This window comes from Jatrophihabitans sp. (genome assembly GCA_036399055.1).
Classification (GTDB): domain Bacteria; phylum Actinomycetota; class Actinomycetes; order Mycobacteriales; family Jatrophihabitantaceae; genus Jatrophihabitans_A.
Genome location: DASWNX010000029.1, coordinates 248724 through 274589, shown reverse-complemented (window position 1 = coordinate 274589; position 25866 = coordinate 248724). Strand labels below are relative to the sequence as shown.

Sequence of the window (25866 nt, the reverse complement as noted above, 5' to 3'; positions counted from 1 at the left end):
GGTTTGCAACCTGCTCCGCAAGGTTTTCTACGGGGCGGTCGTCATCGACGTCGCACACTAGGGGACCGGCAGGGTCGGCAGGGTGTAGAAGCCGTCGGAAAAGCCCAGCACCAGCTTGGCGTCGCTGTTGGACGACGGGGTGACGGCGGTGAAGCCGGTGTTGTTGGGAAAGCCTCGGTTGGCGGTCGAGACGTCGGTGCGCACGACCTCGACCGCCCCGCCGCCGATGATCTTCCCGGCGCTGTCGGTCAGCACCACGCACTGCAGCTGGTGCCCGACCCAATGAATCCAGCCGGTGAACTCGCGGGTGCTGCCCACCAGCCGGTCCTGGTCCAGCGAGGCGGACTTTCCGAACAGCCGCGCGGGCAGCGAGCGGGCCTTGGACAGCTCGATCGAGCCCTCAGGCTTGAGCCCGCAGCCCAGCGTGTAGTCGCTGGTGAACGGGTAGGTGCCCAGTCCCTTGAGCCGTGAGATCACCGCGGGCGGGTCCTGCAACCGGCCCTGGAACGGGTCGGCGGCGTTGAATCGCACCCCGGCGGCCATCGCGTTCTGCACCGGCGTCTCGCTGACCGTCGTCTGGTACAGCTGCGGGCTGCCCGCCCAGAACACCGCGACCGCGGCCGCGATGACCGCGATGCCGACCGTCAGCTCGCGGGAGGTGCGCAACGTCCGCAGCCCCACCACCGCCACCGCGATCCAGAACAGCCCGGACAGCGACACGTAGCGGGCCTGCGCCCCGTCGCCGAGGAACGCCTCGCTGCGGCTGAGCGAGATCAGGCCGGAGGAGAGCAGCGCGTAGGCGGCGACGCCCCACCAGGGGATCAGGTCGGCGTGCTCGGCCCGCTGGTTCCAGAACGTCACGAAGCCCACCGCGAGCACCACCAGCCCGAAGGCGCCGGCAACCAGGCCCAACGTCGAGCCGCTGGGGTCCCACAGCGTCGAGACGTTGGTCAGGAAGGTCTGGGCCAGCAGCCCCGGGTCCTTGCTGACGCCCTTGCCGGTGGTGCCGCCGTTGGAGGTCAGCTTGTAGACCACGCAGCCGCCGAAGAACAACCCGAGCGGCAGGGCCCAGCGCCACCAGCGGTCACGCTGCAGCAGGGCCACCACGACGACGGCCAGCGGCGCGGCGAACCCGGTGCCGTAACTGAGCAGCGACAGCGCCGCGGCGGCCACCGCCAGGCCGGTCTGCCGGTTGCGGGCGAACAGCACGCCCAGCAGCCCGAACACGTTGGCGGTGATCCAGGCCGTCCCGCTCATGCCCTTGAGGTAGTTCCAGGCGCCCGTGGGGCAGAACAGCACCGCGCTGGCGGCCAGCATCAGCATCGTCCGCGCCAGCGGAGACCACCGGCTGGGCAGCAGGAACCACAGCACCGCCAGCGAGGCCAGCGCCATGGCGATCGCGAAGTAGCCGAGCTCGTGGTTGGTGCCGTTCAGCAGCTTGGCGTCGAGGTAGTAGACGACCTGCGGCACGAAGAACGGGTGCTCGTTCTGGTAGCTGAACAGGCCCCGAAAGTGCAGGCTGCCGTCGGGGTTGGTGATGCGCACCAGCGTCGGCCAGTAGTCCTGGTACTGCATCTGGGTCGACTTGGCGACCCGCCGGGCCATCAGCAACGCCGGCAGCAACGTCAGCAGCGCGGCCCACCAGCCCGGATTCAGCGTCCGGGCCCGCTCGCCCAGCCGGCCGAACCGGCCAGGCCGATCAGCGACCGGACCCACCGCGCTCGCCCCGGACCCGGCCGCGCCGGTGCGCTCGGGGCCGGTCTCGCGCTCGGAGGGGCTGTCGGTGATCGTGGTGTCCACAGTCGAAAGGCTCAGTTCGCCCGGGGCCGGGCCAGCGCGGGATCGGTCGGGGCGAGCGGGTTCAGCACGGTGGTCTCGGTCGCGCTCGCCGGCGTCGGCATCGAGGTGGCGCCACCGGCTATCGGGACAGTGGTGGCCGCGGGGACGCCGGCGCCGTCAGGGGTGCCCAACACCGCGGTCTCGACGTCGCTGCCGACCGCCGGCACCGTCGGCGCCGCTGGCACGCCGGGGATAGCACCGGTTCTGCTGCGCAAAGGCGTCGAGGTGTCGAAGTTGCGATCTGTCCGATGGATGATCAGCTCGGCCAGCAGTCCCATGCCGATCAACTGGACGGCCAGCATCTCGAGCAGGATGCCCAACTGCAGCAGCGGCCGGGTGCCGATGACGTTGTCGGTGAACAGCCAGACGGCGAACAGGTAGGTCAGGATCAGCGATCCGATCACGCCGAAGATCAGGCCCAGCCCGCCCAGCAGGTGCGAGGGACGCCGGCCGTAACGGGTGATGGAGACCACGGTGAGCAGGTCCAGCGCGCCGCGGGCGTAGCGCTCCAGGCCGTACTTGGACACCCCGTGCAGCCGCGGCCGGTGGTTCACCGGGATCTCGGTGACCCGGAAGCCGTTGGCGTGCGCCAGCGCCGGGACGTAGCGGTGCAACTCGCCGTACAGCGGCACCACGTCGTAGATCTCTTTGCGGGCCACCCGCAGGCCGCTGTTGTGGTCGTTGAGCTTCAGGCCGGTGACCACGCCGGTGGCGCGGTTGAACAGCTTGGACGGCAGCCGCTTGCCCAGCGGGTCCTTGCGGTCGCGCTTGTAGCCGGTGACCAGGTCGTAGCCGCTCTCCAGGGTGGCCAGCATCCGGGGCAGCTCGTTCGGGTCGTCCTGCATGTCGGCGTCCATCGTGATGATGATCGCGCCGCGCGCCTCGGCGAAACCGGCCGCCAGCGCGGCTGCCTTGCCGAAGTTGCTGCGGAACCGCAGGGCCCGCACCCGCGGGTCGACGGCCGCGACGGCCTCGATCGAGTCCCAGGTGCCGTCAGTGCTGCCGTCGTCGACGAAGACGATCTCGTAGCTGAACTCCGGCCGCTGCTGCATCGCGGTCACGATCTCGCCGACCAGCGGAGCGATCGTCTTGACCTCGTCCTTGGCTGGTATGACAAGGGAGATGTCCACGTCGGACAGGCGTGCGTTGGTCACCAAGTACTCCGTTCGGCGCTGAAGGAACCCCGTAGATCGTACCGCCGGAGCTGGGCCCGGCTGGTCAGCGCGCGCGCCCGGCAGGGCGCCGAAGCTGGGCGGGCGAGTGTCACCGCGCCGTCAGGAGCGAGGTCTGGTCGGGGTAGGGAAGGGTCGGCGTCAGGCCGGTCAGCCGGCGCTCGACCATGCCGGAGCGCTGGATCGCCTCGCGGTAGCGGCGCCGGCGGGTGTTGTCGAAGACGATGACGCCACCGGGCTCGAGCCGGCGCTGGGCCCGTTCCAGGCAGGCTTCGCGGGCGCGGCCGTCGATCACGATGAGCGAGAACTCACCCGGCACGTCGTCGATGGCCGCCACGTAGTCGGTGAAGTCCAGGCCGGCCGCGCCCTCTTTGCGCGAACCGATCACCGGGGCGTCCGAGGGGCTAGGCTCGACGATCCGGAAGTCGACGTTGGCCAGCGGCGCCAGCGAATCCCGCAGGTGCTCGCCGAACTCGCGGTGATGCTCGACCGAGTGCACCTGTTCGGCCCGCTTGGCCAGCCACAGGGTGCTGGCCCCCGAGCCGTACTCGAACACCCGGACCGGCTTGGGATGGGCCGCCAGCCCGGACAGGTAAGCCTCGACCACGTCGATGGCCCGGTAGGTCCACCACGGCACGTCCAGCTCGGCGATCGCCAGCGAGTCATAGGCCCGGGTCAGGCTGTACATCCAGTGCTTGGCGCGCTGGTCGCGCGGGGGCGGCTGCTCGCTGAGCAGTCCGGCCCTGGTCAGCGCCGAGCCGGCGCCCCGCGCCCCGGCCGCGTAGAGCCCCTTGGCGCGCAACAACGCGTTCGACTTGTCAGTCACTGCATGCTCCCGTTCGTCAATGCGCTGTCAGTTGGTCAATGCGTTGTCAGTTGGTCAATGCGCTGTCAGTCGGCGTGCCGTCGCCGGCGCCCGCGCGTGCGCTCACAGCCACCCCGGCCCGGCGCGCAGCCCACAGCCCGAGCAGCCCGCCGCCGGCGTCGACGGCGATGAACAGCAGCCGGGCGATGGCTGCCACCGCGACCGCGGGCCCGTTGTCCAGGCCGCTGATCGCCAGGAACACCAGCTCGCGCAGCCCCGCCCCGGCCGGCACCGGAATGGCCAGAAAGCCGATGATCCAGGCCGCCACCGCGGCGAACGCTACCCGAGCCGGCTGCTGGGAGTAGCCCAGCGCCTCGGCGACCCACACCGACACCGCGCCCACCAGCAGCCAGGTCACGATCGACCAGCAGGTCAGGCCCAGCATCACCCGCCACGGTCGCGGCTCGATGCTCACCCGGCCGCGGGTCAGCTTCGCGCCCACCGCCAGCAGCCGCCCCAGCACCGCCGGATGCAGCGCGCCGACCCCGAGCGGGATGAGCGCCAGCATCAGCCAGCCCCAGCTCAGACCGTCGCCGTCGGCTGCCACGAACGGCGCGAGCACCCCGCACACCACGGCGGCGGCCACGCACATCGCGGCGTAGGAGATCAGCGTAGTCACGTAGCCGGTCGAGCGCGCGACGCCGGCCCGCGAGGCCAGCTCACCGCGGCCCAGCACCGGCCAGACGCCGCCGGGGACGTACTTGCCCAGCTCGCCGCCGAAGTACCAGGACACCGCGTCCCGGCGGCGGGTGGCGGCGCCGAACACCTGCAGGCAGCGCCACCACAGCAGTCCCAGGCCGGTCATCGCCGCCGCGGCCGCCAGCAGGGCCAACAGCAGCCAGCCCGGCCGGGCGTCGCCGAGGGCGTCGGAGATGCCGCTCCACTCCCGGGCCAGGGTCAGCACGCACAGCCCGACCGCCAGAGCCGCGATCACCAGGCCGCCGGCCTTGAGCAGCACGCTCAGCCGAGATCGGGCCGGACGGTCCGCCGCTGGCGAGGCCGTTGGCGCGTCGCTGTCGGATACCGGCACGGACATCGAGCTTAGTGCCTGGCAGGACGCCCGACGGCCAGCCACGGGCGGCGCGGCGCAGCCGGGGGCGAGGTGGGTCATATCGATCCGGCAGGCCGCCGCGGTCCCGCTCGGCGCGGCCGGGCCTGAAGGCGTGGTTCGCTACGATCGGTCTTTCCCCGGTCCCTATCCCGGTCTGGAGTCCTGCCGTGCTGCGTGTGCTTGTCGACGCCACGGCCATCCCCGCCGAACTGCGCGGGGTCGGGCGTTACCTCGACAATGTGCTGCCCGCACTGGCGGCGGCCGGTGTAGAGGTGACAGCCGTGGCCCAGGCTCGCGACCGGGAACACTTTGAGGACTTGGGCGTCGGCTGCGTGCCGGACGTGGCGGTGCCGGCCGGCCGGGCCGCCCGGCTGGCCTGGGAGCAGGTCGGGTTGCCCGCGGTGGCCGCCCGGGTCGCGCCCGACATCCTGCACTCACCGCACTACACCCATCCACTGCGCTGGCGGGGCCCGCTGGCGGTGACCGTGCACGACGGCACTTTCTTCTCCGACCCGCAGTGGCACACCCGGTCCAAGGGCCCGTTCTTCCGTGCCGCGACCCGGCTGGCGGTGCGCCGGGCCGACGTCTGCATCGTGCCGGCCCAGGCCACCGCCGACGAGCTGCACCGCCGGCTGGGCCTTGAGCCCGACCGGGTGCAGGTCGCCCACCTGGGCGTGGACACGGCGCTGTTCACGCCGCCGGACGCCGAGGCCAAGGCCCGGGCCCGAGCCGCCGCCGGCCTGGAGCCGGACGAGGAGTTCGTCGCCTTCCTCGGCACCCTGGAACCCCGCAAGAACGTCCCGGCGTTGATCCGGGGCTGGGTGTCGGCCTGCGCCCGGATCGACGGGCGGCCACCGGCCCTGGTGCTGGCCGGCGGGGCCGGTTGGGACAGCGAGGTCGACGCCGCAGCGGCGGCGGCGCCGGCGCACCTTCGGCTGCTGCGTCCGGGCTACCTGCCGCTGGCCGAGCTGCCCGGCCTGCTCGGCGCGGCCGCCGTGGTGGCCTATCCGAGTCTCGGCGAGGGCTTCGGCCTGCCGGTGCTGGAGGCGATGGCCTGCGGCGCGGCGGTGCTGACCACCCGGCGGCTGGCGCTGCCCGAGGTGGGCGGCGAGGCGGTGGCCTACACCGAGCCCGACGACGCCTCCATCGCCGACGCTCTCGGATGGCTGCTGGCCGACCCGGGACTGCGCGAGCAGCTGGGGCAGGCCGGCCTGGCCCGGGCGGCGGGGTTCAGCTGGGCCGCCTGCGCCCAGGCCCACCTGCGGGCTTATGAGGACGCGTTGCGGCGTTGCGGGCTGGAAGGCAGGCGTTGACCGGCACCGCGTTCGACAACGAGCGCTCGACCGGCGACGAGCGCTCGACCGACGACGAGCGTTCGACCGGCGACGAGCGTTCGACCGGCGACGAGCGGACGGACGCCGAGCCGGCCGGCGCCGGGTCGGGGGAGGCCGCCGCCAAGGACACCGTCGCGGTCGTCGCGGTCACCTTCTCGCCGGGCAGCTCGCTCACCGGCTTTCTGGACAGCCTGGAGCAGGCCACCGACCGCGAGGTCGAGGTGCTGCTGGCCGACAACGGCTCCAGCGACGGGGCGCCCGAGGCAGCCGCGCGGCGCGCCGGGGTCAGGCTGATCAGCACCGGCGGCAACGTCGGTTACGGCCGGGCCGCCAACGCCGGCGTCGCGGCGACCAGCGCCGACTGGGTGGTGGTGGCCAACCCGGACGTGGTGTGGGAGCCGGGCTCGCTCGACGAGCTGCTGGCCGCGACCGAGCGCTGGCCCCGAGCCGGCTCGCTCGGCCCGCTGATCCGCCAGCCCGACGGCCAGGTCTACCCCTCGGCCCGGGCGCTGCCCACCCTCGGACGGGGCATCGGGCACGCCGTGTGCGGCTGGTGGTGGCCGAGCAATCCCTGGAGCGCCGCCTACCGTCGGGAGAACTCAGAACCGACCGAGCGGACCGCCGACTGGTTGTCAGGGTCATGCTTGCTGCTGCGCAGGCAGGCCTTCGAGTCCGTCGGTGGCTTTGACCCGGCGTACTTCATGTACTTCGAGGACGTGGACCTGGGGGAGCGGCTGGCCGCCACCGGTTGGCTGAACGTCTACGTCCCCGCGGCGGCGGTGACCCACACCGGATCGCACGCCACCTCGCGGCACGCCTCGGCGATGACCTCGGCCCACCATCACAGCGCCTGGCTGTATTTCAGCCGGCACTACCCGGGACTGCGCTGGCTGCCGTTGCGGCTGGTGGTACGCCTCGGGCTGGCGGTTCGGGAACAATTGTCACTACGCATCGGCGGCGTCAGCGCCGGCGCCCGACCGCACGGCAAGCAGCGCCGCCTACCAGAGGACTCCAACCGCATGGACAACGCTGATAAGGGGAAAGCCGGATGACTGCATCGGTCGAGGCGATAGTGCTGGTGGGCGGCAAGGGCACCCGGCTGCGGCCGTTGACGTTGTCGGCGCCCAAGCCGATGCTGCCGACGGCCGGCGTGCCCTTCCTGACCCACCTGCTGTCGCGGATCAAGGCCGCCGGAATCTCCCACGTCATCCTGGGAACCAGCTACCAGGCCGAGGTGTTCTCCGAGCACTTCGGCGACGGCGCGGCGCTGGGCCTGGAGTTGGAGTACGTGGTGGAGACCGAGCCGCTGGGCACCGGCGGCGCGATCGGCAACGTCGCGCACCTGCTGCGCGGGGACACCGCGATGATCTTCAACGGTGACATCCTGACCGGCTGCGACCTGACCGGCCTGCTCGACCAGCACCGCCGCACGTCCGCCGACGTCACCCTGCACCTGACCACCGTGCCGGACCCGCGTGCCTTCGGCTGCGTGCCGACCGACGCCGACGGCCGGGTGACCGCCTTCCTGGAGAAGGACCCGAACCCGGTCACCGACCAGATCAACGCCGGGACCTACGTGTTCTCCCGCGCGGTCGTCGAGTCGATCCCGTCCGGACGCCCGGTCTCGGTGGAGCTCGAGACCTTTCCGGGCCTGCTCGCCGACGGCGCCCTGGTGACCGGCTACCTGGACACCAGCTACTGGCGCGACCTGGGCAAGCCGGCCGACTTCGTGGCCGGATCTGCCGACCTGGTAAGGGGAATCGCGCCCACCGAGGCGCTGCCGGGGCCCACCGGTGAGTCTCTGGTGCTGCCGGAGGCGAAGGTCGCCGACGGCGCGATCCTGACCGGCGGCTGCACGGTCGGCCGGAACTGCGTGATCGAGCCGGGCGCGGTGATCGACGGCTCGGTGCTCTTCGACGGCGTGCGAGTGGCGGCCGGCGCCTCGGTGCGTGCCAGCATCGTCGGCCGCAACGCGGTCATCGGCGCCGGCGCCGTGCTGGACACGGTGGTGATCGGGGACCGGGCGGTGATCGGCGCCCGCGTGGAGTTGCTGTCCGGGGCGCGGGTCTGGCCCGACGTCCAGCTTGCCGACGGCAGCGTGCGATTCTCGGCCGACAGCTGACCGACGGGCATGCGATGAGCAGTGTGGGCATGGTCGAACTCCGCTGGCAGCCGCCGGCGCCGGTCGACCTCGCCCGCACGCTGCGACCGCTGTGCCACGGCGCCGGCGACCCGGTCGCCCGGTTCGTCGACGGGACGTTCTGGTGGGCCTGCCGCACCCCGCAAGGCCCCGGCACCCTCGCGATCAGCGCCGGAGGCGGGCAACTGCACGCCCGCGCCTGGGGGCCCGGCGCGGACTGGCTGCTGGCCGCGACGCCCGACCTGCTCGGCGCCGGCGATGACTGGTCCGAGCTCGACGTCAGCGGCCATCCGGTGCTGCGGCGGGCCCGGCGCGACCGGCCCGGCGTGCGGCTGATGAGGACCGGCCGGGTGCTGGACTCGCTGGTGCCGGCCTGCCTGGAGCAGCGGGTCACCGGCCGGGAGGCGTTTCGCGCCTGGCGGCTGCTGACCTACGCCTACGGCGAGCCGGCGCCGGGACCGGCCGAACCGCGGCTGTGGCTGCCGGCCGAGCCGGCCCGGCTGCTGGAGGTGCCCAGCTGGGACTGGCACCGGTTCGGGGTGGACGCCAAGCGCTACCGGGCGGTCCGGGCCGCGGCGACGGTGGCAAACCGGCTGGAGGAGTGCGTGGAGCTGGCTGCCGGCCAGGGATTGGCCGCCGCGCGCCAGCGGCTGGCGCTGGTGCCCGGCGTCGGGCCGTGGACCGTCGCCGAGACGACGGTGCGGGCTCTCGGCGATCCGGACGCGGTCAGCGTCGGGGACTTTCACCTTTCCAACATTGTGGGTTTCGCCCTGACCGGCGCGCCGCGCACCGACGACGCGACGATGCTGGAGCTGCTCAGGCCGTGGGCCGGGCAGCGGGCCCGGGTGATCCGGCTGATCCTGCTCAGCGGCCTGACGCCGCCCAAGTACGGCCCGCGGTTCAGCCCGCAGGACATGTCCCGCATCTGAGGAAGACGGATCCGAGTGAGACGGATCTGGGGGCAACGGGGTCTGGCACCCCTTGCCACTTTCAACATATAGCGCACCCGGGGGCTTGCGGCAAGCCCCGGGTGGCGGCGCAGAATCGCCGGCCGGGGCCAGACACCGGACACCGGACACCCAGACACCCAGGCTCGTCCCCGGCCTCAGATCGGAGCTCAGAGCGTGAACCCCCTGACTGCCAGCGCGTTCGACCTTCCCCACCACCTCGCGGCCAAGGCCGACCCGAGTTTGATCGCCGGGGACGAGCGGCACTTCGCGGCCCTCGCGCGCAGCCTTGAGCAGGCGATCGCCGACCTGTCCGACCGCCTCGACGCCGAGCGCAAGGCGCCCGGCGGCAGCGGCCAGCACGCTCTGGACCGGGACCTGGAGATCCATCGGCTGACCGCTCGGCTGCGCGCCCTGCGCCGCTTCGGCGTGGACCTGTGCCTCGGGCGCATCGTCAGAGCGGACGACCCCGAGCCGCTGTACATCGGACGGCTCGGCCTCACCGACAGCGAGGGCCGCCGGCTGCTGCTCGACTGGCGCTCCGCCGCGGCCGAGCCGTTCTTCGGCGCCACTCACGCCCACCCGATGGGCCTGGCCAGCCGCCGCAGGTATCGCTGGAGCGCGGGGCGGATCAGCGACTACTGGGACGAGGTGTTCACCGCCGACGGGATGGCCGGGACGGCAGGCCACGCCGCGCTCGATGACCAATCGGCCTTTCTCGCCAGCCTGGGCAGCAGCCGGTCGCCCCGGATGCGGGACGTGCTCGCCACCATCCAGGCCGATCAGGACGCCATCATCCGCGCGGGTTCGGCCGGCGCCCTGGTCGTCGACGGCGGGCCGGGCACCGGTAAGACCGTCGTCGCGCTGCACCGCGCCGCCTACCTGCTCTACTCCGACCCCCGGCTGCGTTCCCAGGGCGGTCACCACACCGGCGGGGTGCTGATCGTCGGCCCGCACCAGCCCTACCTGGACTACGTCGCCGACGTCCTACCCAGCCTCGGCGAGGAGGGCGTGCAGCTGTGCACCCTGCGCGATCTGGTCGCCGAGGGCGCGAGGGCGGTGATCGAGACCGATCCGGAGGTGGCGCGCCTGAAGTCCTCGGCGGGACTGGTGACGGCGATCGAGGCGGCCGTCCGGTTCTACGAGGAGCCGCCGACCACACCGCTGACGGTGGAGACCGACTGGGCCGACGTCCGGCTGACACCCGACGACTGGGCGGAGGCGTTTGAGGCGGCTGAGCCCGGAACCGCGCACAACGAGGCGCGTGAGCAGGTCTTCGGAGAGCTCCTCACAATCCTGGTGGACAAGCACGAGGACGTCCCGGAGGAGCAGCTGCGCAGGTCGCTGCTGCGCAACCGGGAGCTGCTGACTGCCTTCAACCGCGCGTGGCCGCTGATCGACGCGGCCGACCTGGTCGCTGACCTGTGGTCGGTGCCCGCCTACCTGCGCGCCTGCGCTGCCTGGCTGAGCCGCGACGATGTGCTTGCGCTGCAGCGCAAAGATGCCCGGGCCTGGACGGTGTCGGACCTGCCGCTGCTGGACGCTGCCCGGCAGCGGCTCGGCGATCCGGAGACGGCCCGGCGCTCCCGGCGACGGCAAGCCGAGATCGCTGCCCAGCGGCAGACGATGTCCCGGGTGATCGATGACCTCATCGCGGCCGACGACTCCGAGCTGCTCCTGATGACCACCCTGCGCCACCAGGACCTGCGGGACGCCCTGATCGACCAGGACGGGTTGCCCAAGGCCGACCCGGACCTGCTCGCCGGTCCCTTCGCGCACGTCATCGTCGACGAGGCGCAGGAGCTGACCGACGCCGAGTGGCAGATGCTGCTGCTGCGCTGCCCGTCCCGGAGCTTCACCGTCGTCGGCGACCGCGCCCAGGCCCGGCACGGGTTCGCCGAGTCGTGGCAGGAGCGGCTGGAGCGGATCGGGTTCGACCAGATCAAGCTGGCGACGCTCAGCATCAACTACCGGACGCCGGAAGAGGTGATGGCCGAGGCCGAGCCAGTCATCCGGGCCGTGCTCCCGGACGCCAACGTGCCGACCTCCATCCGCAGCACCGGGGTGCCCGTCGTACATGGATCGGTCTCCGAGCTGGGTTCGATCCTGGACGGCTGGCTGGCCGAGCACGCCGACGGCATCGCCTGCGTCATCGGCGCCGGTGACCTCGAAGACTCCGCGTTCCGGGCAGTGCTGCAGGACAGGCCGCGGGTCCGGTCGCTGACCCCGCTGCTATCAAAGGGGCTCGAGTTCGACCTGGTCGTCCTCATCGACCCAGACACCTTCGGCACGGAGCCGGCCGGCGAGCTCTCAGGCGGCGGGCCGTTCGACGGCGTCACCAGTGGCATCGAAGGCGCCGTCGACCGCTATGTGGCGATGACCCGGGCGACCCAGCGACTCGTTCTGCTCACCAGCTCCTGACCTGTGGCCCTGGCGGTCTGACGTCAGTGCTCAAGCCGATTGGTGGATGTCGACGAGGCCCTCAAGCCCTGCCAGGTCGCTCGGGTTGCGGGTCCACAACGTCGCCTGGTGCGCGGCGGCGGTCGCGGCGATGAGCAGATCGGCGACGCGGGCTCTCGGTTGCCGGCCGGCCGCTGCCACCGCCGCGGCCAATCGGCCGTACTCACGTGCGACGGCGTCATCGACCGGCAGCGCGTCGAAGGTCTTCTCGATGACGCCCAACCGACGGAGTCGCTCAGCCCGCACCGTCGGCGAGGCCGCGACGAGGACGCCGAAATGAAGCTCGGCAAGCGACACCGCGCAGATGGCGACGTCTGCCTCGATCGGACCGGGGTCGGGGCCCAGCAACACGCTGGTGTCCAGCACGACCCTCATCGGCTGAACGGGTCGACCACGCTGCCGTCGACCGCGTCCCGGTCCCGCGCCCAGTCCTCGTCGGGCGCCCCGCGGAACACGTCGGCGATGTCCGTGCCCCGCCGCCAGCGGTTTCGGCGCACCGGTCCCAACTCAGCCACCTCGCGGCCCGAGACCGTCACCGTGATCGTCTCACCGGCTTCAGCCTGCCGAACCAGCTCACTGGCCTGTTGGCGCAGCTCCCGCAAACCCGTCATCATAGATTCACGCTAGCACATGTGCTACCAAGATGTCGGCTTGGATGTCCGACTCCCTTTGTGCGGCCTGAATCCGCGGTTACCAGGCCGGAAACCGCGGATTCAGGCCGCACTATGCCGACGAGGTTCTCAGCTGTAGCTGTCGAGCACCGCCTCGGCCAGCTGCGGCCAGGCCCTGATCGCCCACGGGCCGAAGCCCTTGTCGGCCAGGGCCACCAGGCCCAGCTGGGCCTGCGGGTCGATCCAGAACATCGTGCCGCTGCGGCCGAAATGGCCGTAGGTGGCGGGGGAGTTACGTGGCGAGGTCCAGTGCGGGTCCTTCTGGCCGCGGATCTCAAAGCCCAGCCCCCAGTCGTTCGGGCGCTGGCCGCCGTAGCCGGGCAGCACCCCGAGGATGCCGGGGAACTGCACGCTGCGGGCGTCGGCCAGGGTGTCGGGGTGCAACAGGCCGCTGGGGCTCAGCAGCTCGCCGATCACGGCCTGCAGGTCGGCCACCGAGGCGGTGCCCGCGAAGGCCGGTGAGCCGGCCAGTGAGGCGGTGCTCATCCGCAGCGGCGCGAACACCGCTTCGGCGAGGTAGTCGGCGAAGTCGATGCCGGTGGCGTCGGCGACCAGCTCGCCGACCAGGTCGAAGCCGACGTTGGAGTAGATCCGCTTGGCGCCGACGTCGGCCCCGCGCTTACGGCGGTCCGGGGCCAGCCCGGAGGCGTGGGAGAGCAGGTGCCGCAGGGTCATCGACCCCAGTTCGGCGGCCAGCTCGTCGCCCAGTCGCTCGGCGGCGTACTCCACCACCGGTCGGTCGAGCTCGATGGCGCCCTCCTCGACGGCGACCAGGGCGCCCAGCGCGGCCAGCGGCTTGGTCACCGAGGCCAGCGGAAACGGCATCGAGGTGTCGCCCACGACAGCCAGCACGCCGGCCGGGCCGAGCACCGCGGCCGCGGCGTGGGGCACCGGCCAGTCCGACACCTGTCGCAAGGGGTCCATCGAGTGTCCAGTCGTCGGCGGTCGGGCCATCGGTGGTTCGGTCATCGGTTGCCCGCCACCCGTTGGACGGCCCGGCCGATAAGAATCGGCAACTCCGGTGAGACGCCGGCCGGCAGATCGTCGACCTCAAACCAGCGCAGGTCATCGGACTCGGAGCTGATCACCGGCTCGGCGCCGGCCGGAGCCCGGCCGACGAACTGGACGTCGTAGTGCCGGGTGGGCAGCCCGAGCGCGCAGGTGAGCGCGTGCACGTCCAGGTTGACCGGCAGCGGGTCCAGCACCAGGCCTGTCATGCCGCTCTCCTCGGCCGCCTCGCGGGCCGCGGCGGCCAGCAGCGAGGAGTCGGTGTCCTCGATGTGCCCGCCGAGCTGCACCCAGGCGCCGACTCGCGGGTGCAGGGTGAGCAGCACCCGGCGGCCTTCGGAGTCCAGCAGCAGCGTGCTGGCGGTGACGTGACCGGGCACGCAGGCCAGTCGGGTGGCGTCCGGACGGGCCGCGAGCAGCCCGTAGAAGCCTTCTCGGATCGCGGACTGGCCGGTGCCGTCGGCCGGGTCCAGCGGCATCGACGCCAGGGTGGCCAGCACGTCGGCGTGCAGGCCCGAGACGTCCGGACGGGGCGAGTCGCCGTCGGAGTCGCCGTCGGCGGGAGCGGCGGCCTGGGCGCGGCCCAGCGCCAGCGCCTCGGCGGTGCCCATCCGGAACAGGTCGCCGTCGGCGCCGCGGATCAGCGTGCTGGAGCCGCGGCCGTCGTCGGAGTAGGCCAGCCCGCGCACCACCGCGACCGGGATGTCGGACAGCTTGCCCTTCACCAGGTCCGCGGCGGCGGCCAGCTCGTCGGCCACCGCGACCTCGGTGACCTCGAGCAGGTTGCCGTGCCGGTCCCGCTCGCCGCGCTCGTCGCGGACCGCGCTCAGCCCCGCCACCCCGATCGCCACGTCGGTGATGCCGTGGCGCCAGGGCCGGCCCATCGAGTCGGAGATGATCACCGCGACCCGCACCCCAGCGCGCTCGGCCAGGGCGTCGCGCAGCCGGCGGGCCGAGCCGTCCGGGTCCAGCGGCAGCAGCGCGATCTGGCCGTCGGCGACGTTGGAGGCGTCCACCCCCGCGGCGGCCATCACCAGGCCGTGCCGGGTCTCGGCGATCCGCAGCGGTCCCCGGCGGGCGATCACCCGCACCGTCTCGTCGGTGATCGCCTGCTGCCGGGCCGCCTCACGCTCGTCGGGGTTTCCGGAGGTGCTGATCAGCCGGCCCTCGACCTTGGACACCGCCTTCGACGTCACCACCAGGATGTCGCCGTCGGCCAGCCACGGCGCGCACCGGGTGATCTCGGCGGCCAGGTCATCGCCCGGGCGCAGCTCGGGCATGCCCTGGACCGCGAGCAGCTCGATGCCCGGCACTGCGCTCACCGGCCCGCCAAGCGCACCGCGTCGGCGACCATCGCGGCGGTCGCCTCGGCACTGGTCATCAACAGGTCCCGCGCCAGCACCGCGATGCCGGGCAGCTCGGCGGTGTCGCCGGTGTGGATGAGCCAGCCGTCGAGCACGCCGCCGGCCGACCGGGCGCCGTACAGCCCGGCCACGCCGGCCGCCGAGGTCTGCACGCCCAGCACCGGCAGGCAGGCGTCGGCCATCCCCCGGACCGGCGCGTCGCCGATGATCGGTGACAGCCCGACCACCGGGGCCGGCCCGCCGCGCAGGGCCTGGCCGATGCCGGGCACGTTGAGGATGGTGTTGATCGAGACCACCGGGTTCGACGGCGCGATCAGCACCAGGTCGGCCTCCTCGATGGCCGCCACCACGCCGGCCGCCGGCCTGGCCGACTCCAGGCCGACCTGGACGAACTCCAGCGCCGGGATGCCGGCCCGGTGCCGGACCCACCACTCCTGGAAGTGGATGGCCCGGCGGCTGCCGTGATCGGCTATCACCACGTGCGTCTCGCAGCGCTCGTCGGTCATCGGCAACATGCGGACGCCGGTCTGCCAGCGCTGGCACAGCGCCGCGGTGACGTCGGAGAGCGGGTACCCGGCGGCCAGCATCTGGGTGCGGACCAGGTGGGTGGCGATGTCGAGGTCGCCGAGGCTGAACCAGGTCGGCTCGGCGCCGTACTCGGTCAGCTCGTCCATGATCCGCCAGCTCTCGCCCTCGCGGCCCCAGCCCCGCTCGGTGTCCACCGCGCCGGCCAGGGTGTACATCACGCTGTCGAGGTCGGGGCAGATCCGCAGGCCGTGCATGGTCACGTCGTCACCGGTGTTGATGATCGCGGTGATCTCCGAGCCGGGCAGCCCGGCCGCGTAGGCCCGAACGCCCTGCAGGAACCTGGCTCCGCCGACTCCGCCTGCCAACACCGTGATGCGCACCCGAGGAACCTATTTCATGCAGGGCCGAGCGCAGTCAGCGGACTCCCGCCGGACACGGTCAGCGGGACAGCGACGGAATGGAGTCAGCCCGGCGCATCGCGCGGAAGGCGCCCACCAGCGCCGCCAGCGTGGCGTCGCCGCCGTGCCCGGAGGCCCGCTGCTGCAACCAGGGCTTGGCCAGCCGCCGGCTGCGCCGGGGCCCGGGCCGCCGCGAGCCGGCGCCGTGGCCGCCGGCCAGCAGCACCAGCAGCGTCAGCTCGAGGGTGTCCGGCGCCTGCTTGGCATCCAGCAGCAGCTCGGCGACCCGCTGCTGCTGCAGCACCGTCGAGGCCGGGTCCTCATCGACCAGCCGGCGGCCCTCCTGCCGCCACCGGCCGGCCGCGACCAGGCCGTCGGTGGCCGCCCGGCGATCGGCCTCGACATGGCCGTACCAGCGCCGCCAGGCCGTCGGACGGCGCCCGGCCACCGCCCGGTGCAGGGCGTCGGGCAGCGGATCGCCGGTGTCGGACTCGCCGATCACCTCGGGGTAGTGGATTCCGACCAGCCGGCCGGCGCCGGCCAGCTCGGTGAACAGCGCCGCCCGGACGGCGATGCCGACCTGGTGCGGGTGGCGCAGGACGCCGCGGGTGGGATCCAGGCCCAGGCGGCAGACCGCCAGGGCCAGTGGCTCGACGCTGCCGGGCAGCTCGGTCACCGGGACCTGCCTGCATATCGTGGCGACCTGGGCACGCCGGCCAGCTTAGGCGGGTCATCCCGCCCCGAAGCGGGCGTGTCCGGTGTGCCCGGCTCGCCGCGCGCCTCGGCCGTGGCCTCGGTGGCTAGGCTCACAGGGTGACCCAGCAGCAGCCATCCGAATCCGCCGTCCGAAGGGCGCTTCGACGAGCCCGTGACGGCGCCGCGTTGGACGTCGTCGAAGCGGCGGTGCTGATGTCGACGCGCGGTGCCCAGCTGAGTGAGCTGATGGCGATCGCCGTGGGGGTCCGCGACGCAGGCCTGGTCGCCGCCGGGCGTCCCGGCGTGATCACCTACTCGCGCAAGGTCTTCATTCCGCTGACCCGGCTGTGCCGGGACCGCTGCCACTACTGCACCTTCGCCACCGTGCCGCACCGGCTGCCGGCCCCCTATCTCGAGATCGAGGAGGTGCTGGCGATCGCCGAGCAGGGCGCGGCGCTGGGCTGCAAGGAGGCGCTGTTCACCCTCGGAGACCGGCCCGAGGACCGCTGGCCGCAGGCGCGGGAGTGGCTGGACGAGCGGGGTTATGACTCCACGCTGGACTACGTCCGGGCGGCCGCGATCGCGGTGCTCGAGCGCACCGGGCTGTTGCCGCACCTCAACCCGGGCGTGATGAGCTGGGACGAGCTGCAGCGGCTCAAGCCGGTGGCCCCGAGCATGGGCATGATGCTGGAGACCACCGCCCGGCGGCTGTTCACCGAGCCCGGCGCGCCGCACTTCGGCAGCCCCGACAAGGACCCCGAGTTGAGGCTGCGGGTGCTGACCGACGCCGGCCGGCTCAACATCGCCTTCACCACCGGCATCCTGGTGGGCATCGGCGAGACACGGTCCGAACGCGCCGAGTCGCTGTTCGCGATCCGGGCCAGCGCCCGGGAGTTCGGCTCGGTCCAAGAGGTCATCGTGCAGAACTTCCGGGCCAAGGACGACACCGCGATGCGCGATGACCCGGACCTGGACCTGGAGGAGTACCTGGCGACGCTGGCGGTGTCACGGCTGGTGCTCGGGCCGAAGCTGCGGCTGCAGGCGCCGCCCAACCTGGTCGATGAGACCGAGTGCCTGCTGCTGCTCGACGCCGGCGTGGACGACTTCGGCGGCATCTCGCCGCTGACGCCAGACCATGTCAACCCCGAACGGCCGTGGCCCGCGCTCGACAAGCTCACCGACCTGCTGGCCGGGCGTGGCCTGGCGCTCGTCGAGCGGCTCACCGCCCAGCCGCCCTACGTGCTGGCCGAGGCGCCGTGGCTGGACCCACGGGTGCTGCCGCACGTCCGGGCGCTGTCCGATCCGAGCACCGGGCTGGCCCGGACCCTGCCCGACGGCGGCGTGCTGAGCCCGGTCGGCCTGCCGTGGCAGGAGCCAGACCCGGCGTGGGAGTCCAGCGGCCGGGTCGATCTGCACTCCGCGGTCGACACCGAAGGCCGCAGCGGCGACCGGCGCAGTGACTTCAACGAGGTCTACGGCGACTGGAACGCCCTGCGCGACCGGGTCTTCTCGCCCGGGTCCAGCGCGCTGGACTCCGACGTGCTGCAGGCGCTACGGGCCGCCGAGCGCGATCCCGGCGGGCTGTCGGACGAGCAGGCGTTGACCCTGATGCAGGCTGACGGCGCCGGCCTGGCGGCGGTCGCGGCGCTGGCCGACGACCTGCGGCGGGACGCGGTGGGCGAGGACGTCACCTACGTGGTCAACCGCAATATCAACTTCACCAACGTCTGCTACACCGGCTGCCGGTTCTGCGCGTTCGCCCAGCGGGCCAGCGACGCCGACGCCTACACCTTGTCAGCTGATGAGATCTTCGAGCGGGTGCGCGAGGCGCACGCCGACGGCGCCACCGAGATCTGCATGCAGGGCGGCATCGACCCCAAGTTGCCGGCGAGCGCCTACTTCGAACTGGCCCGGGCGGTGAAGCGGGCAGTGCCCTCGATGCACCTGCACGCCTTCAGCCCGATGGAGATCGTCAACGGCGCCTCGCGGGCCAACCTGTCGATCGAGGAGTTCCTGATCGGCGTGCGGGAGGCCGGCGTCGACTCACTGCCCGGCACGGCGGCCGAGATCCTCGACGACGAGGTGCGCTGGGTGCTGACCAAGGGCAAGCTGCCCACCTCGGCGTGGATCGAGGTCATCACCACCGCGCACCGGCTGGGCATCCCGACCACCTCGACGATGATGTTCGGCCATGTCGACCACCCCCGGCACTGGGTGGCGCACCTGCGGCTGCTCGGCCGGCTGCAGGACGAGACCGGCGGGTTCACCGAGTTCGTGCCGTTGCCCTTCGTCCACAACCAGTCGCCGATCTACCTGGCGGGCCTGGCGCGGGCAGGCGCCTCGCAGCGCGAGGTGAAGGCGGTGCACGCGATGGCGCGGATCATGCTGCACGGCAGGATCGCCAACATCCAGACCAGCTGGGTCAAGCTCGGCGAGGCCGGCGCGGCCGAGATGCTGCGCGGCGGGGCCAACGACCTCGGCGGGACGTTGATGGAGGAGACCATCTCGCGGATGGCCGGGTCAGAGCACGGCTCGCGTCGCTCAGTCGCCGAACTCGAAGCGGTCGCGGCGCTGGCCGGGCGTCCGGCCAGGCAGCGCCGCACCTCCTACGGCCGGTTGCCCGAACCGTCCTAGCCCGCTTGGGCCCACCCCGGCGTCACCGATCTCAGCGACTGACGGCGGCGATCCCAGCGATTGACGGTGCCAATCTCGACGAATAGCAGACTTCAGCTTGACTAATGGGTAACGACACGAGTGTAATTCCAAGTATGTCGTATGGCTCAGGTGTCCTTCGCCAGAGCCGATACGGACTCCAGCCGGCGGGCACCGGCAGGTCCATATCAACATCCGTAGTAGGAGAGCACTCGTGACCGAGACCACGTACCTGGCAGAAGCGGACCTGTCGGAGATCTTCGGCCTCCCCGAAGAGCAGAGCTGGCAGGAGCGCGCTCTGTGCTCCCAGACCGATCCCGAGGCGTTCTTCCCTGAGAAGGGCGGCTCGACCCGAGAGGCCAAGAAGATCTGCGTCGGCTGCGAGGTGCGGGGCGAATGCCTGGAGTACGCCCTTGAGCATGACGAGCGCTTCGGCATCTGGGGTGGCCTCAGCGAGCGGGAACGCCGCCGGGTCAAGCGCCGCGTCAGCTAAGACCGCCGCGCAGCTCACTCAGCTGTGCTGCTCACTCAGCTGGGCTGCCGATTCGCTCCGCTCCTCGGTGCCAAGGCGCCTGCGATGCTCACTCAGCTGTGCTGCCACTTCGCTCCGCTCCTCGGCGCCAAGGCGCCTGCGATGCTCACTCAGCTGGGGGCGGGTCGATCTCGTCGGTCGACCGGCCCAGCAGCCTGGCCAGCTGCTCCACCACCACGTCGTGCACGAGATCGGCAAGGTCCTCGCTCTGCGCGGCCCGGCTCTCCAGCGGCCGCCGGTAGACCACGATCACCGGGGCCGAGATGCCCGCCACCCCGTTGCGGTACAGACGTGACAACGGCACCGCGTTGTCATCGAGGATGTCCTCGTCGAAGTCGAAGTCGGCGGCCCCGTGGTGGCTGACGTCAGGCACGTCCTCGACGGCGAACTCGACCTGGGCCAGCTGTTCGGCCAGCCGCGGCTGCAGGTGCTCGACCGCGTGCAGCACCATCGCGTCGAAGGCGTCGCCGCGACTGTGCGCGATCGGCACCGGCCGAGGCGCCAGCATTCCCCGCAGGCCACGTCCGTGCCGGTCCCGGCGGCGGGCCGGACGTCGTGCGGTCGGCGAGTGCCCATCGGTGCCCATGGTCAGCGAGCCTAGTGGGGTGGGGCACGCGACACGCGGCGGCGAACGGCGCTCACCGGCAAAGCCCGGAACGGGGGCTAGTGTCGGCCGTTGTGAGGCATGTCCGTCGCTGTACCCGCACTGGCTGCAGCCAGTCTGCTGTCGCGACGCTGACCTACATCTACTCCGACTCGATGGCAGTGGTCGGGCCGCTGGCCGCCTTCGCCGAGCCGCACTCCTATGACCTGTGCGAAGAGCACGCCGTCCGGTTGACCGTGCCCCGCGGCTGGGAGGTGGTCCGCCACGCCGGTGAGTTCCCCTCTCCGATTCCGCACGCCGATGACCTCGAGGCGCTGGCAGACGCCGTCCGAGAGGCCGCCCGGGTCGAGACCCCGCGTCAGGTGAGCGTCGCCGACGACAACGGGTTGACCGGTCGCCGGGGTCACCTGCGCGTGGTTCCGCCACCGGTCTGAGCCCGCCTGTCACCGGCTCCGCGCCTGGACGCCCCTCGTGCCTGGCAGGTGCGCGGGCCCACCGGTCTGCGGCCTTGACAGGCGCTCGCCTAGGCTGGCAGGCCACGACCCGCGACGGAGTGAGAACCGCTGCTCTGCGTGCTGAGCAAGCCGCTGCTCAGCTTCCGACCACCTCCAGGGGAGGCGTCCGCAAGGTGATCAACCTTTCCGACATCGTGAAGGCCTACGACGTCCGAGGCATCGTTCCAGAGCAATTGAACCCTGAGGTCGCCCGCGCGCTGGGGGCTGCCTTCGTGACGGTGACCGGCACCGGTGAGCTGGCCGCCGGCCATGACATGCGCGAGTCCGGACCCGAGCTGATGGCCGCGTTCGCCGAGGGCGCGACCAGCCAGGGCGCGAACGTGCTCGACATCGGGCTGGCCTCGACCGACCTGCTGTACTACGCCAGCGGGCAACTGGGGCTGGCCGGCGCGATGTTCACCGCCAGCCACAACCCGGCGCGCTACAACGGGATAAAGCTGTGCCTGCCGGGCGCGCAGCCGGTCGGGCAGGACTCCGGCCTGGTGCAGATCCGCACCACCGCCCAGGGCTACCTGGCCGACGGACTGCCGGCGCCGGTGGACCAGCCGGGAACCCTCAGCAGCCGGGACCTGCTGGCTGACTACGCCCGCTACCTGCGCGGGCTGGTGGACCTGTCGGCGTCCCGGCCGCTCAAGGTCGTGGTGGACGCCGGCAACGGAATGGGCGGCTACACCGTGCCCGCCGTGCTCGGCGACGCGGTGCTCGAGCCGTTGCCGCTGCAGATCGTGCCGCTGTACTTCGAGCTCGACGGCAATTTCCCCAACCACGAGGCCAACCCGCTGGAACCGGCCAACCTTGTCGACCTGCAGCGCCGGGTCGTCGAGGAGGGCGCCGACATCGGGCTGGCTTTCGACGGCGACGCCGACCGGTGCTTCGTCATCGACGCCGACGGCAACCCGGTCTCGCCGAGTGCGATCACCGCGTTGGTCGCGGTCCGCGAGCTGGCCAAGGCGCCGGGCTCAGCGGTCATCCACAACCTGATCACCTCCAAGGCGGTGCCCGAGATCATCGCCGCCCACGGCGGCCGGCCGATCCGGACCCGGGTCGGGCACTCCTACATCAAGGCCGAGATGGCCGTCACCGACGCGGTGTTCGGCGGCGAGCACTCGGCCCACTACTACTTTCGGGACTTCTGGCGCGCCGACACCGGGATGCTCGCGGCGATGCACGTCCTGGCGGCCCTGGGCGAGCAGGACGGCACGCTGGGCGCGCTGACCGCCGAGTACGAGCGTTACCACGCCTCCGGTGAGATCAACTCCAAGGTGGAGGACCAGGCCGGGCGGGTGGCCGCCGTGCGGGAGCGGTTCGCCGACCGGACGGTGGGCGCCGACACCCTGGACGGGCTCACCATCGACCTGGCCGACGGCTCGTGGCTCAACGTCCGGGCCTCCAACACCGAACCCCTGCTCCGGCTCAACGTCGAAGCCCCCACCAGTGCCGCGCTGGACGCCGTCCGCGACGAGGCGCTGGCCGTGATCCGGTCCTAGGAGAAGACGTGTCCATTTCAGCTGACCTGCTTTCGATCCTGGCTTGCCCCAGCGCCGACCACGCCCCGCTGCGGCTGGAGACCACCGGCGGCGGACGGGAGGAGCTGGTCTGCACGTCCTGCCTGAGCCGGTTCCCGGTGTCTGACGGCATCGCGGTGCTGCTCGCCGACGAGGCGACTCCCGGCCCGCGTGGCCTCGGGCTCCCCGCCGCCGATGAGCCGGCAGCCTCTGGCGATCGCCCCGGGACCAGCGGGTGAGCTCCTTCCAGCAGGAGCTGCTCGATAACCCGCAGGCGCTGATCCAGGCCGACCGCGGGGGCCTGCTGCGCGCCCTGGCCGGCGCCGGCGCCCAGGTGCGCCGCAGCATCGACACCGTCGGCGAGTTCGGCGTCGACCGGCTGCGCGGCTCGACGCCGCCCCGCGCCGTGCTGGTGGCGCCGGACGCCGCCGCCCCGTACCTGTCGAGCCTGCTGGCCGCGCTGGCCTCGGCCGAGGCGCCGGTGATCGACTGGCGCGACCCGGCCCTGCCCCGCTGGGCGGGCCCGGCCGACGCGCTGCTGGTGGTCTCGGCCGACGGCCGGCATCCGCGGCTCGCCGAGCTGGTCGCCCAGGCCGACCGGCGCGGAATGGTGATCGCGGTGGCCGCTCCGGTCCGGTCCCCGGTGGCGGCCGCGGCCGCCCGGCATCCCGTCGCCGACGTCACTCACCTGGCCTCGGTGCCGCCGCGAGCGGTCTGGTGGGCGCTGGCGACACCGGCCCTGCAGGCTCTGGACGCTCTGGGGCTGACCTCCACGGCGCACCTGCTGACCAGCGTGGCCGACAGCCTGGACGGGGTCGCCGAGGTCGACCGGCCGGACTCCTCGGCCTACACCGGCCCGGCCAAGTTGCTGGCCGCCGAGCTGGCCGAGTCGGTGCCGGTGATCGCCGGCATCGGCCGCGCCGCGATGGTGGCCGCCCGGCGCTTCGCCGGCGCCGTCCAGCTGATCGGGGGCTCCACGGCGATGGCCGCGGCGCTGCCCGACGACGTCGCCCGGATCGGTTCGCTGCTGGAGTTCGCCACCACCGAGGCCGACTTCTTCGCCGACCGGGTGTCCGATCCCGGGGTGCGCCCGCGGCTGGTGCTGATCGGCGACGATGACCGCTACGGAGAGCCGCAGGACACCCAGTGGGACGGCCTGGGCGATGACGCTGGCCGGCGGGCCGGCTCGGCGCTGGCCGGCCTGGCTGCCAGCCGGGGCATCGGCAGCTCCCGGATACTGGTGCCGGACGCGCCGCCGCTGGTCCGGTTCGCCGCCGCCGCGGCCACCGGGGACTTCGCCGCGACCTATCTGGCATTGGCCCGCGGGATCGACCCGTCCGCACCGAGATTAGGGGAGTTGCCACATTGAACCGCTGTGCTGCTGTTGAAGCCCGCCGTTTCGGTCGCGGAGCACGGACATGAGCGCCGCCGGCGGCACCAAGGCGGTGCTGGCCGCGCTGCTGGCGAACGCGGGCATCGCCGTCATCAAGTTCATCGCATTCCTGATCACCGGATCGTCGTCGATGCTGGCCGAGTCGGTCCACTCGGTGGCCGACTCCGGCAACCAGGGGCTGCTGCTGCTCGGCGGGCGCCGCTCCAGGCGGCAGGCGACCGCCGAGCACCCGTTCGGCTACGGCCGCGACCGGTACGTGTACGGGTTCCTGGTGGCCCTGGTGCTGTTCAGCCTCGGTGGCCTGTTCGCGCTGTACGAGGGCATCCACAAGATCACTCACCCGCATGAGCTGGACTCGCCGCTGGTCGCCGTCGGGGTGCTGGTGGTGGCGATCGCCCTGGAGACCTGGTCCTTCCGCACCGCCATCCACGAGTCGCGCAAGGTCAAGGGCGACGCGAGCTGGCCGCAGTTCATCCGGCGGGCCAAGGTCCCCGAGCTGCCGGTGGTGCTGCTGGAGGACCTGGCCGCCCTGGTGGGGCTGACGCTGGCGCTGGCCGGCGTCGGGTTGAGCGTGCTGCTGGACGAGCCGATCTGGGACGGCATCGGCACGGTGGCCATCGGCGTGCTGCTGATCACGGTGGCGATCATCCTGATCATCGAGACCAAGAGCCTGCTGCTCGGTGAGGCGGCCAGCCCGGCCGCGATCTCACGGATCGAGGCGGCCCTGGTCGGCGAGGGCATCGACCGGGTGATCCACCACCGCACCCTGCACCTGGGCCCCGAGGAGGTGCTGGTGGCCGCGAAGGTCTCGATGGCGCCGGGCAGCTCGCTGAGCGAGGTAGCCGCCGCCATCAACGCCGCCGAGGCGCGGATCCGCGCCGCCGAGCCGACGGCCCGGGTGATCTACCTGGAGCCTGACATCTACCAGCCCGAGCTGATCGAGGGCGCGGCTCGATGAGCCCGGCGGCTGGGCAACCGCGGCTGATCACGCTGGACAACGCGATCCGTGAGTACGCCTGGGGCTCGGTCGAGGCGATTCCGGCGCTGCTCGGCGTCCCGCCCACCGGCCGGCCCGCCGCCGAGCTGTGGATGGGCGCGCATCCGGACGAGCCGTCGCGGTGTGCCGAGCACCCTGACCGGCCGGCGCTGGACGAGCTGATCGCCCAGGCGCCGCGGCAGTGGCTGGGCGAGGCGAGCCTGGCGGCCTTCGGTCCCCGGCTGCCGTTCCTGATGAAGCTGCTGGCCGCCGACCGGGCGCTGTCGATGCAGGTGCACCCGAGCCAGGCGCAGGCCGAGGCCGGCTTCGCCGCCGAGGAGGCCGCCGGCGTCCCGCGCCGCTCGGCCGAGCGCACCTACAGCGACCCCCATCACAAGCCGGAGCTGGCCTACGCCCTGACCGAGTTCGACGCCTTCTGCGGATTCCGTCCGGTGCCGGCGACCCTGGAGCTGCTTGAGGCCCTGCAGGTGCCGGAGCTGGCCGGCTACCTGCCGCTGCTGGCCGGCCGGGACGGTCTGCGGGCCACCTTCACCACCCTGTTGAGCCTGAGCGGCCAGGCCCGCGAGCGGCTGGTCGAGGCCACGGTCGCCGGCTGCCGGCGGCTGGCTGAGCAGGACAGCCCCTGGGCCGCGGCGGCGCGGGCCTCGGCGCTGGCGGCCCAGGACTTTCCCGGCGACATCGGCGCGGTGCTGGCGTTGCTGCTCAACTACGTCCGGCTGGCCCCGGGCGAGGCGATCTACCTGGGGGCCGGCAACGTGCACGCCTACCTGCGCGGGGTGTGCATCGAGATCCTGGCCAACAGCGACAACGTGCTGCGCTGCGGCCTGACCCCCAAGCATGTCGACATCCCGGAGCTGCTGCGGGTGGCCGACTTCAGCAGCCTGGCCGAGCCGCGCTGGCAGCCGAGCCGGCTCGCCGAGGGCCAGCTGGTCTTCGAGGTGCCGGTGCCCGACTTCCGGCTGTCGGTGCTGGATCTAGTCGCCAGCACCCATGAAGCGAGCGCCGCCGTGCGGCTGCTGCCCGCCGACGGGCCGCACCTGGTGCTCAGCGGCGCCGGCGAGGTCACCGTGGACTGCGGGGCAGAGTGCCGCACGATCCGGCGCTGGGAATCGCTCTACGTCGCACCTGGGGCGCCTGCCTGCACCGTCTCGGGCAACGGCCAGGCCTTCGTGGCCAGTGTCAATCTGTGATCCAG

24 protein-coding genes are annotated in these 25866 nt (G+C 72.4%); 13 read left to right on the top strand and 11 right to left on the bottom strand.

Annotated elements, in window-relative coordinates; all coding sequences use genetic code 11:
- Positions 1-57 precede the first annotated feature (57 nt).
- From VGB75_12395 to VGB75_12380, 4 genes are all read right to left on the bottom strand, one after another.
- On the bottom strand, positions 58-1800 hold the full coding sequence (locus VGB75_12395) for a hypothetical protein (protein ID HEY0167831.1): 1743 nt from the start codon (positions 1798-1800) through the stop codon (positions 58-60).
- Between the two features lie 11 nt (positions 1801-1811).
- Positions 1812-2993, bottom strand: coding sequence for a glycosyltransferase (locus VGB75_12390; protein HEY0167830.1), 1182 nt, complete (start codon positions 2991-2993; stop codon positions 1812-1814).
- A gap of 109 nt (positions 2994-3102) precedes the next feature.
- Positions 3103-3837, bottom strand: coding sequence for a class I SAM-dependent methyltransferase (locus VGB75_12385; GenBank protein HEY0167829.1), 735 nt, complete (start codon positions 3835-3837; stop codon positions 3103-3105).
- Positions 3838-3883: 46 nt separating this feature from the next.
- Positions 3884-4906 (bottom strand): lysylphosphatidylglycerol synthase domain-containing protein, encoded by a 1023-nt coding sequence (locus VGB75_12380; protein HEY0167828.1) that lies wholly within the window; start codon positions 4904-4906, stop codon positions 3884-3886.
- Between the two features lie 188 nt (positions 4907-5094).
- Between VGB75_12380 and VGB75_12375 the strand changes: the two genes are divergently transcribed.
- From VGB75_12375 to helR, 5 genes are all read left to right on the top strand, one after another.
- Positions 5095-6240: a glycosyltransferase family 1 protein gene (locus tag VGB75_12375; protein ID HEY0167827.1), complete on the top strand. Its 1146-nt coding sequence runs from the start codon at positions 5095-5097 to the stop codon at positions 6238-6240.
- Positions 6237-7313 carry a glycosyltransferase family 2 protein gene (locus VGB75_12370; protein ID HEY0167826.1) on the top strand — a complete coding sequence of 359 codons (1077 nt, stop codon included), beginning with the start codon at positions 6237-6239 and terminating at the stop codon, positions 7311-7313. Before VGB75_12375 ends, VGB75_12370 begins: the two co-directional genes overlap by 4 nt.
- The gene (locus VGB75_12365) at positions 7310-8383 is read left to right on the top strand and encodes an NDP-sugar synthase (GenBank protein ID HEY0167825.1); all 1074 of its coding nucleotides are present in this window, start codon (positions 7310-7312) and stop codon (positions 8381-8383) included. The genes VGB75_12370 and VGB75_12365 overlap by 4 nt, the downstream gene beginning before the upstream one ends.
- Before the next feature lie 29 nt (positions 8384-8412).
- Positions 8413-9330: a hypothetical protein gene (locus tag VGB75_12360; GenBank protein HEY0167824.1), complete on the top strand. Its 918-nt coding sequence runs from the start codon at positions 8413-8415 to the stop codon at positions 9328-9330.
- Between the two features lie 195 nt (positions 9331-9525).
- Positions 9526-11769: an RNA polymerase recycling motor ATPase HelR gene (gene helR, locus VGB75_12355; protein ID HEY0167823.1), complete on the top strand. Its 2244-nt coding sequence runs from the start codon at positions 9526-9528 to the stop codon at positions 11767-11769.
- Between the two features lie 30 nt (positions 11770-11799).
- Here the strand turns inward: helR and VGB75_12350 are convergent, their stop codons facing one another.
- The 6 genes from VGB75_12350 to VGB75_12325 form a co-directional block, all read right to left on the bottom strand.
- Positions 11800-12183 (bottom strand): PIN domain-containing protein, encoded by a 384-nt coding sequence (locus VGB75_12350; protein ID HEY0167822.1) that lies wholly within the window; start codon positions 12181-12183, stop codon positions 11800-11802.
- Entirely contained in the window at positions 12180-12422 is a 243-nt protein-coding gene (locus tag VGB75_12345; GenBank protein ID HEY0167821.1) for a type II toxin-antitoxin system prevent-host-death family antitoxin, read from the bottom strand. Before VGB75_12345 ends, VGB75_12350 begins: the two co-directional genes overlap by 4 nt.
- Before the next feature lie 126 nt (positions 12423-12548).
- The gene (locus tag VGB75_12340; protein ID HEY0167820.1) at positions 12549-13403 is read right to left on the bottom strand and encodes a serine hydrolase domain-containing protein; all 855 of its coding nucleotides are present in this window, start codon (positions 13401-13403) and stop codon (positions 12549-12551) included.
- 41 nt (positions 13404-13444) lie between these two features.
- Entirely contained in the window at positions 13445-14809 is a 1365-nt protein-coding gene (locus tag VGB75_12335; protein HEY0167819.1) for a coenzyme F420-0:L-glutamate ligase, read from the bottom strand.
- Positions 14806-15759, bottom strand: coding sequence for a 2-phospho-L-lactate transferase (cofD, locus tag VGB75_12330; GenBank protein HEY0167818.1), 954 nt, complete (start codon positions 15757-15759; stop codon positions 14806-14808). The genes VGB75_12335 and cofD overlap by 4 nt, the downstream gene beginning before the upstream one ends.
- A gap of 58 nt (positions 15760-15817) precedes the next feature.
- Positions 15818-16453, bottom strand: coding sequence for a GPP34 family phosphoprotein (locus VGB75_12325; protein ID HEY0167817.1), 636 nt, complete (start codon positions 16451-16453; stop codon positions 15818-15820).
- A 137-nt stretch (positions 16454-16590) separates the two neighbouring features.
- Between VGB75_12325 and VGB75_12320 the strand changes: the two genes are divergently transcribed.
- Together VGB75_12320 and VGB75_12315 are read left to right on the top strand one after the other, a co-directional pair.
- Positions 16591-19107: a bifunctional FO biosynthesis protein CofGH gene (locus tag VGB75_12320; protein ID HEY0167816.1), complete on the top strand. Its 2517-nt coding sequence runs from the start codon at positions 16591-16593 to the stop codon at positions 19105-19107.
- Positions 19108-19357: 250 nt separating this feature from the next.
- Positions 19358-19618, top strand: coding sequence for a WhiB family transcriptional regulator (locus VGB75_12315; protein HEY0167815.1), 261 nt, complete (start codon positions 19358-19360; stop codon positions 19616-19618).
- A gap of 145 nt (positions 19619-19763) precedes the next feature.
- Here VGB75_12315 and VGB75_12310 read toward each other — a convergent pair whose 3' ends face one another.
- Positions 19764-20243: a metallopeptidase family protein gene (locus VGB75_12310; protein HEY0167814.1), complete on the bottom strand. Its 480-nt coding sequence runs from the start codon at positions 20241-20243 to the stop codon at positions 19764-19766.
- Positions 20244-20335: 92 nt separating this feature from the next.
- Here VGB75_12310 and VGB75_12305 point away from each other — a divergent pair, with 92 nt between their 5' ends.
- From VGB75_12305 to manA, 6 genes are all read left to right on the top strand, one after another.
- On the top strand, positions 20336-20695 hold the full coding sequence (locus tag VGB75_12305) for a DUF3499 domain-containing protein (protein ID HEY0167813.1): 360 nt from the start codon (positions 20336-20338) through the stop codon (positions 20693-20695).
- Between the two features lie 194 nt (positions 20696-20889).
- A complete protein-coding gene (locus tag VGB75_12300; protein ID HEY0167812.1) occupies positions 20890-22263 on the top strand; it encodes a phosphomannomutase/phosphoglucomutase in 1374 nt (457 codons plus the stop codon).
- Between the two features lie 8 nt (positions 22264-22271).
- Positions 22272-22520 carry a Trm112 family protein gene (locus VGB75_12295; GenBank protein ID HEY0167811.1) on the top strand — a complete coding sequence of 83 codons (249 nt, stop codon included), beginning with the start codon at positions 22272-22274 and terminating at the stop codon, positions 22518-22520.
- Positions 22517-23650, top strand: coding sequence for an SIS domain-containing protein (locus VGB75_12290; protein HEY0167810.1), 1134 nt, complete (start codon positions 22517-22519; stop codon positions 23648-23650). The genes VGB75_12295 and VGB75_12290 overlap by 4 nt, the downstream gene beginning before the upstream one ends.
- A gap of 49 nt (positions 23651-23699) precedes the next feature.
- Positions 23700-24632 carry a cation diffusion facilitator family transporter gene (locus tag VGB75_12285; GenBank protein ID HEY0167809.1) on the top strand — a complete coding sequence of 311 codons (933 nt, stop codon included), beginning with the start codon at positions 23700-23702 and terminating at the stop codon, positions 24630-24632.
- Entirely contained in the window at positions 24629-25861 is a 1233-nt protein-coding gene (gene manA, locus VGB75_12280; GenBank protein HEY0167808.1) for a mannose-6-phosphate isomerase, class I, read from the top strand. Before VGB75_12285 ends, manA begins: the two co-directional genes overlap by 4 nt.
- Positions 25862-25866 lie beyond the last annotated feature (5 nt).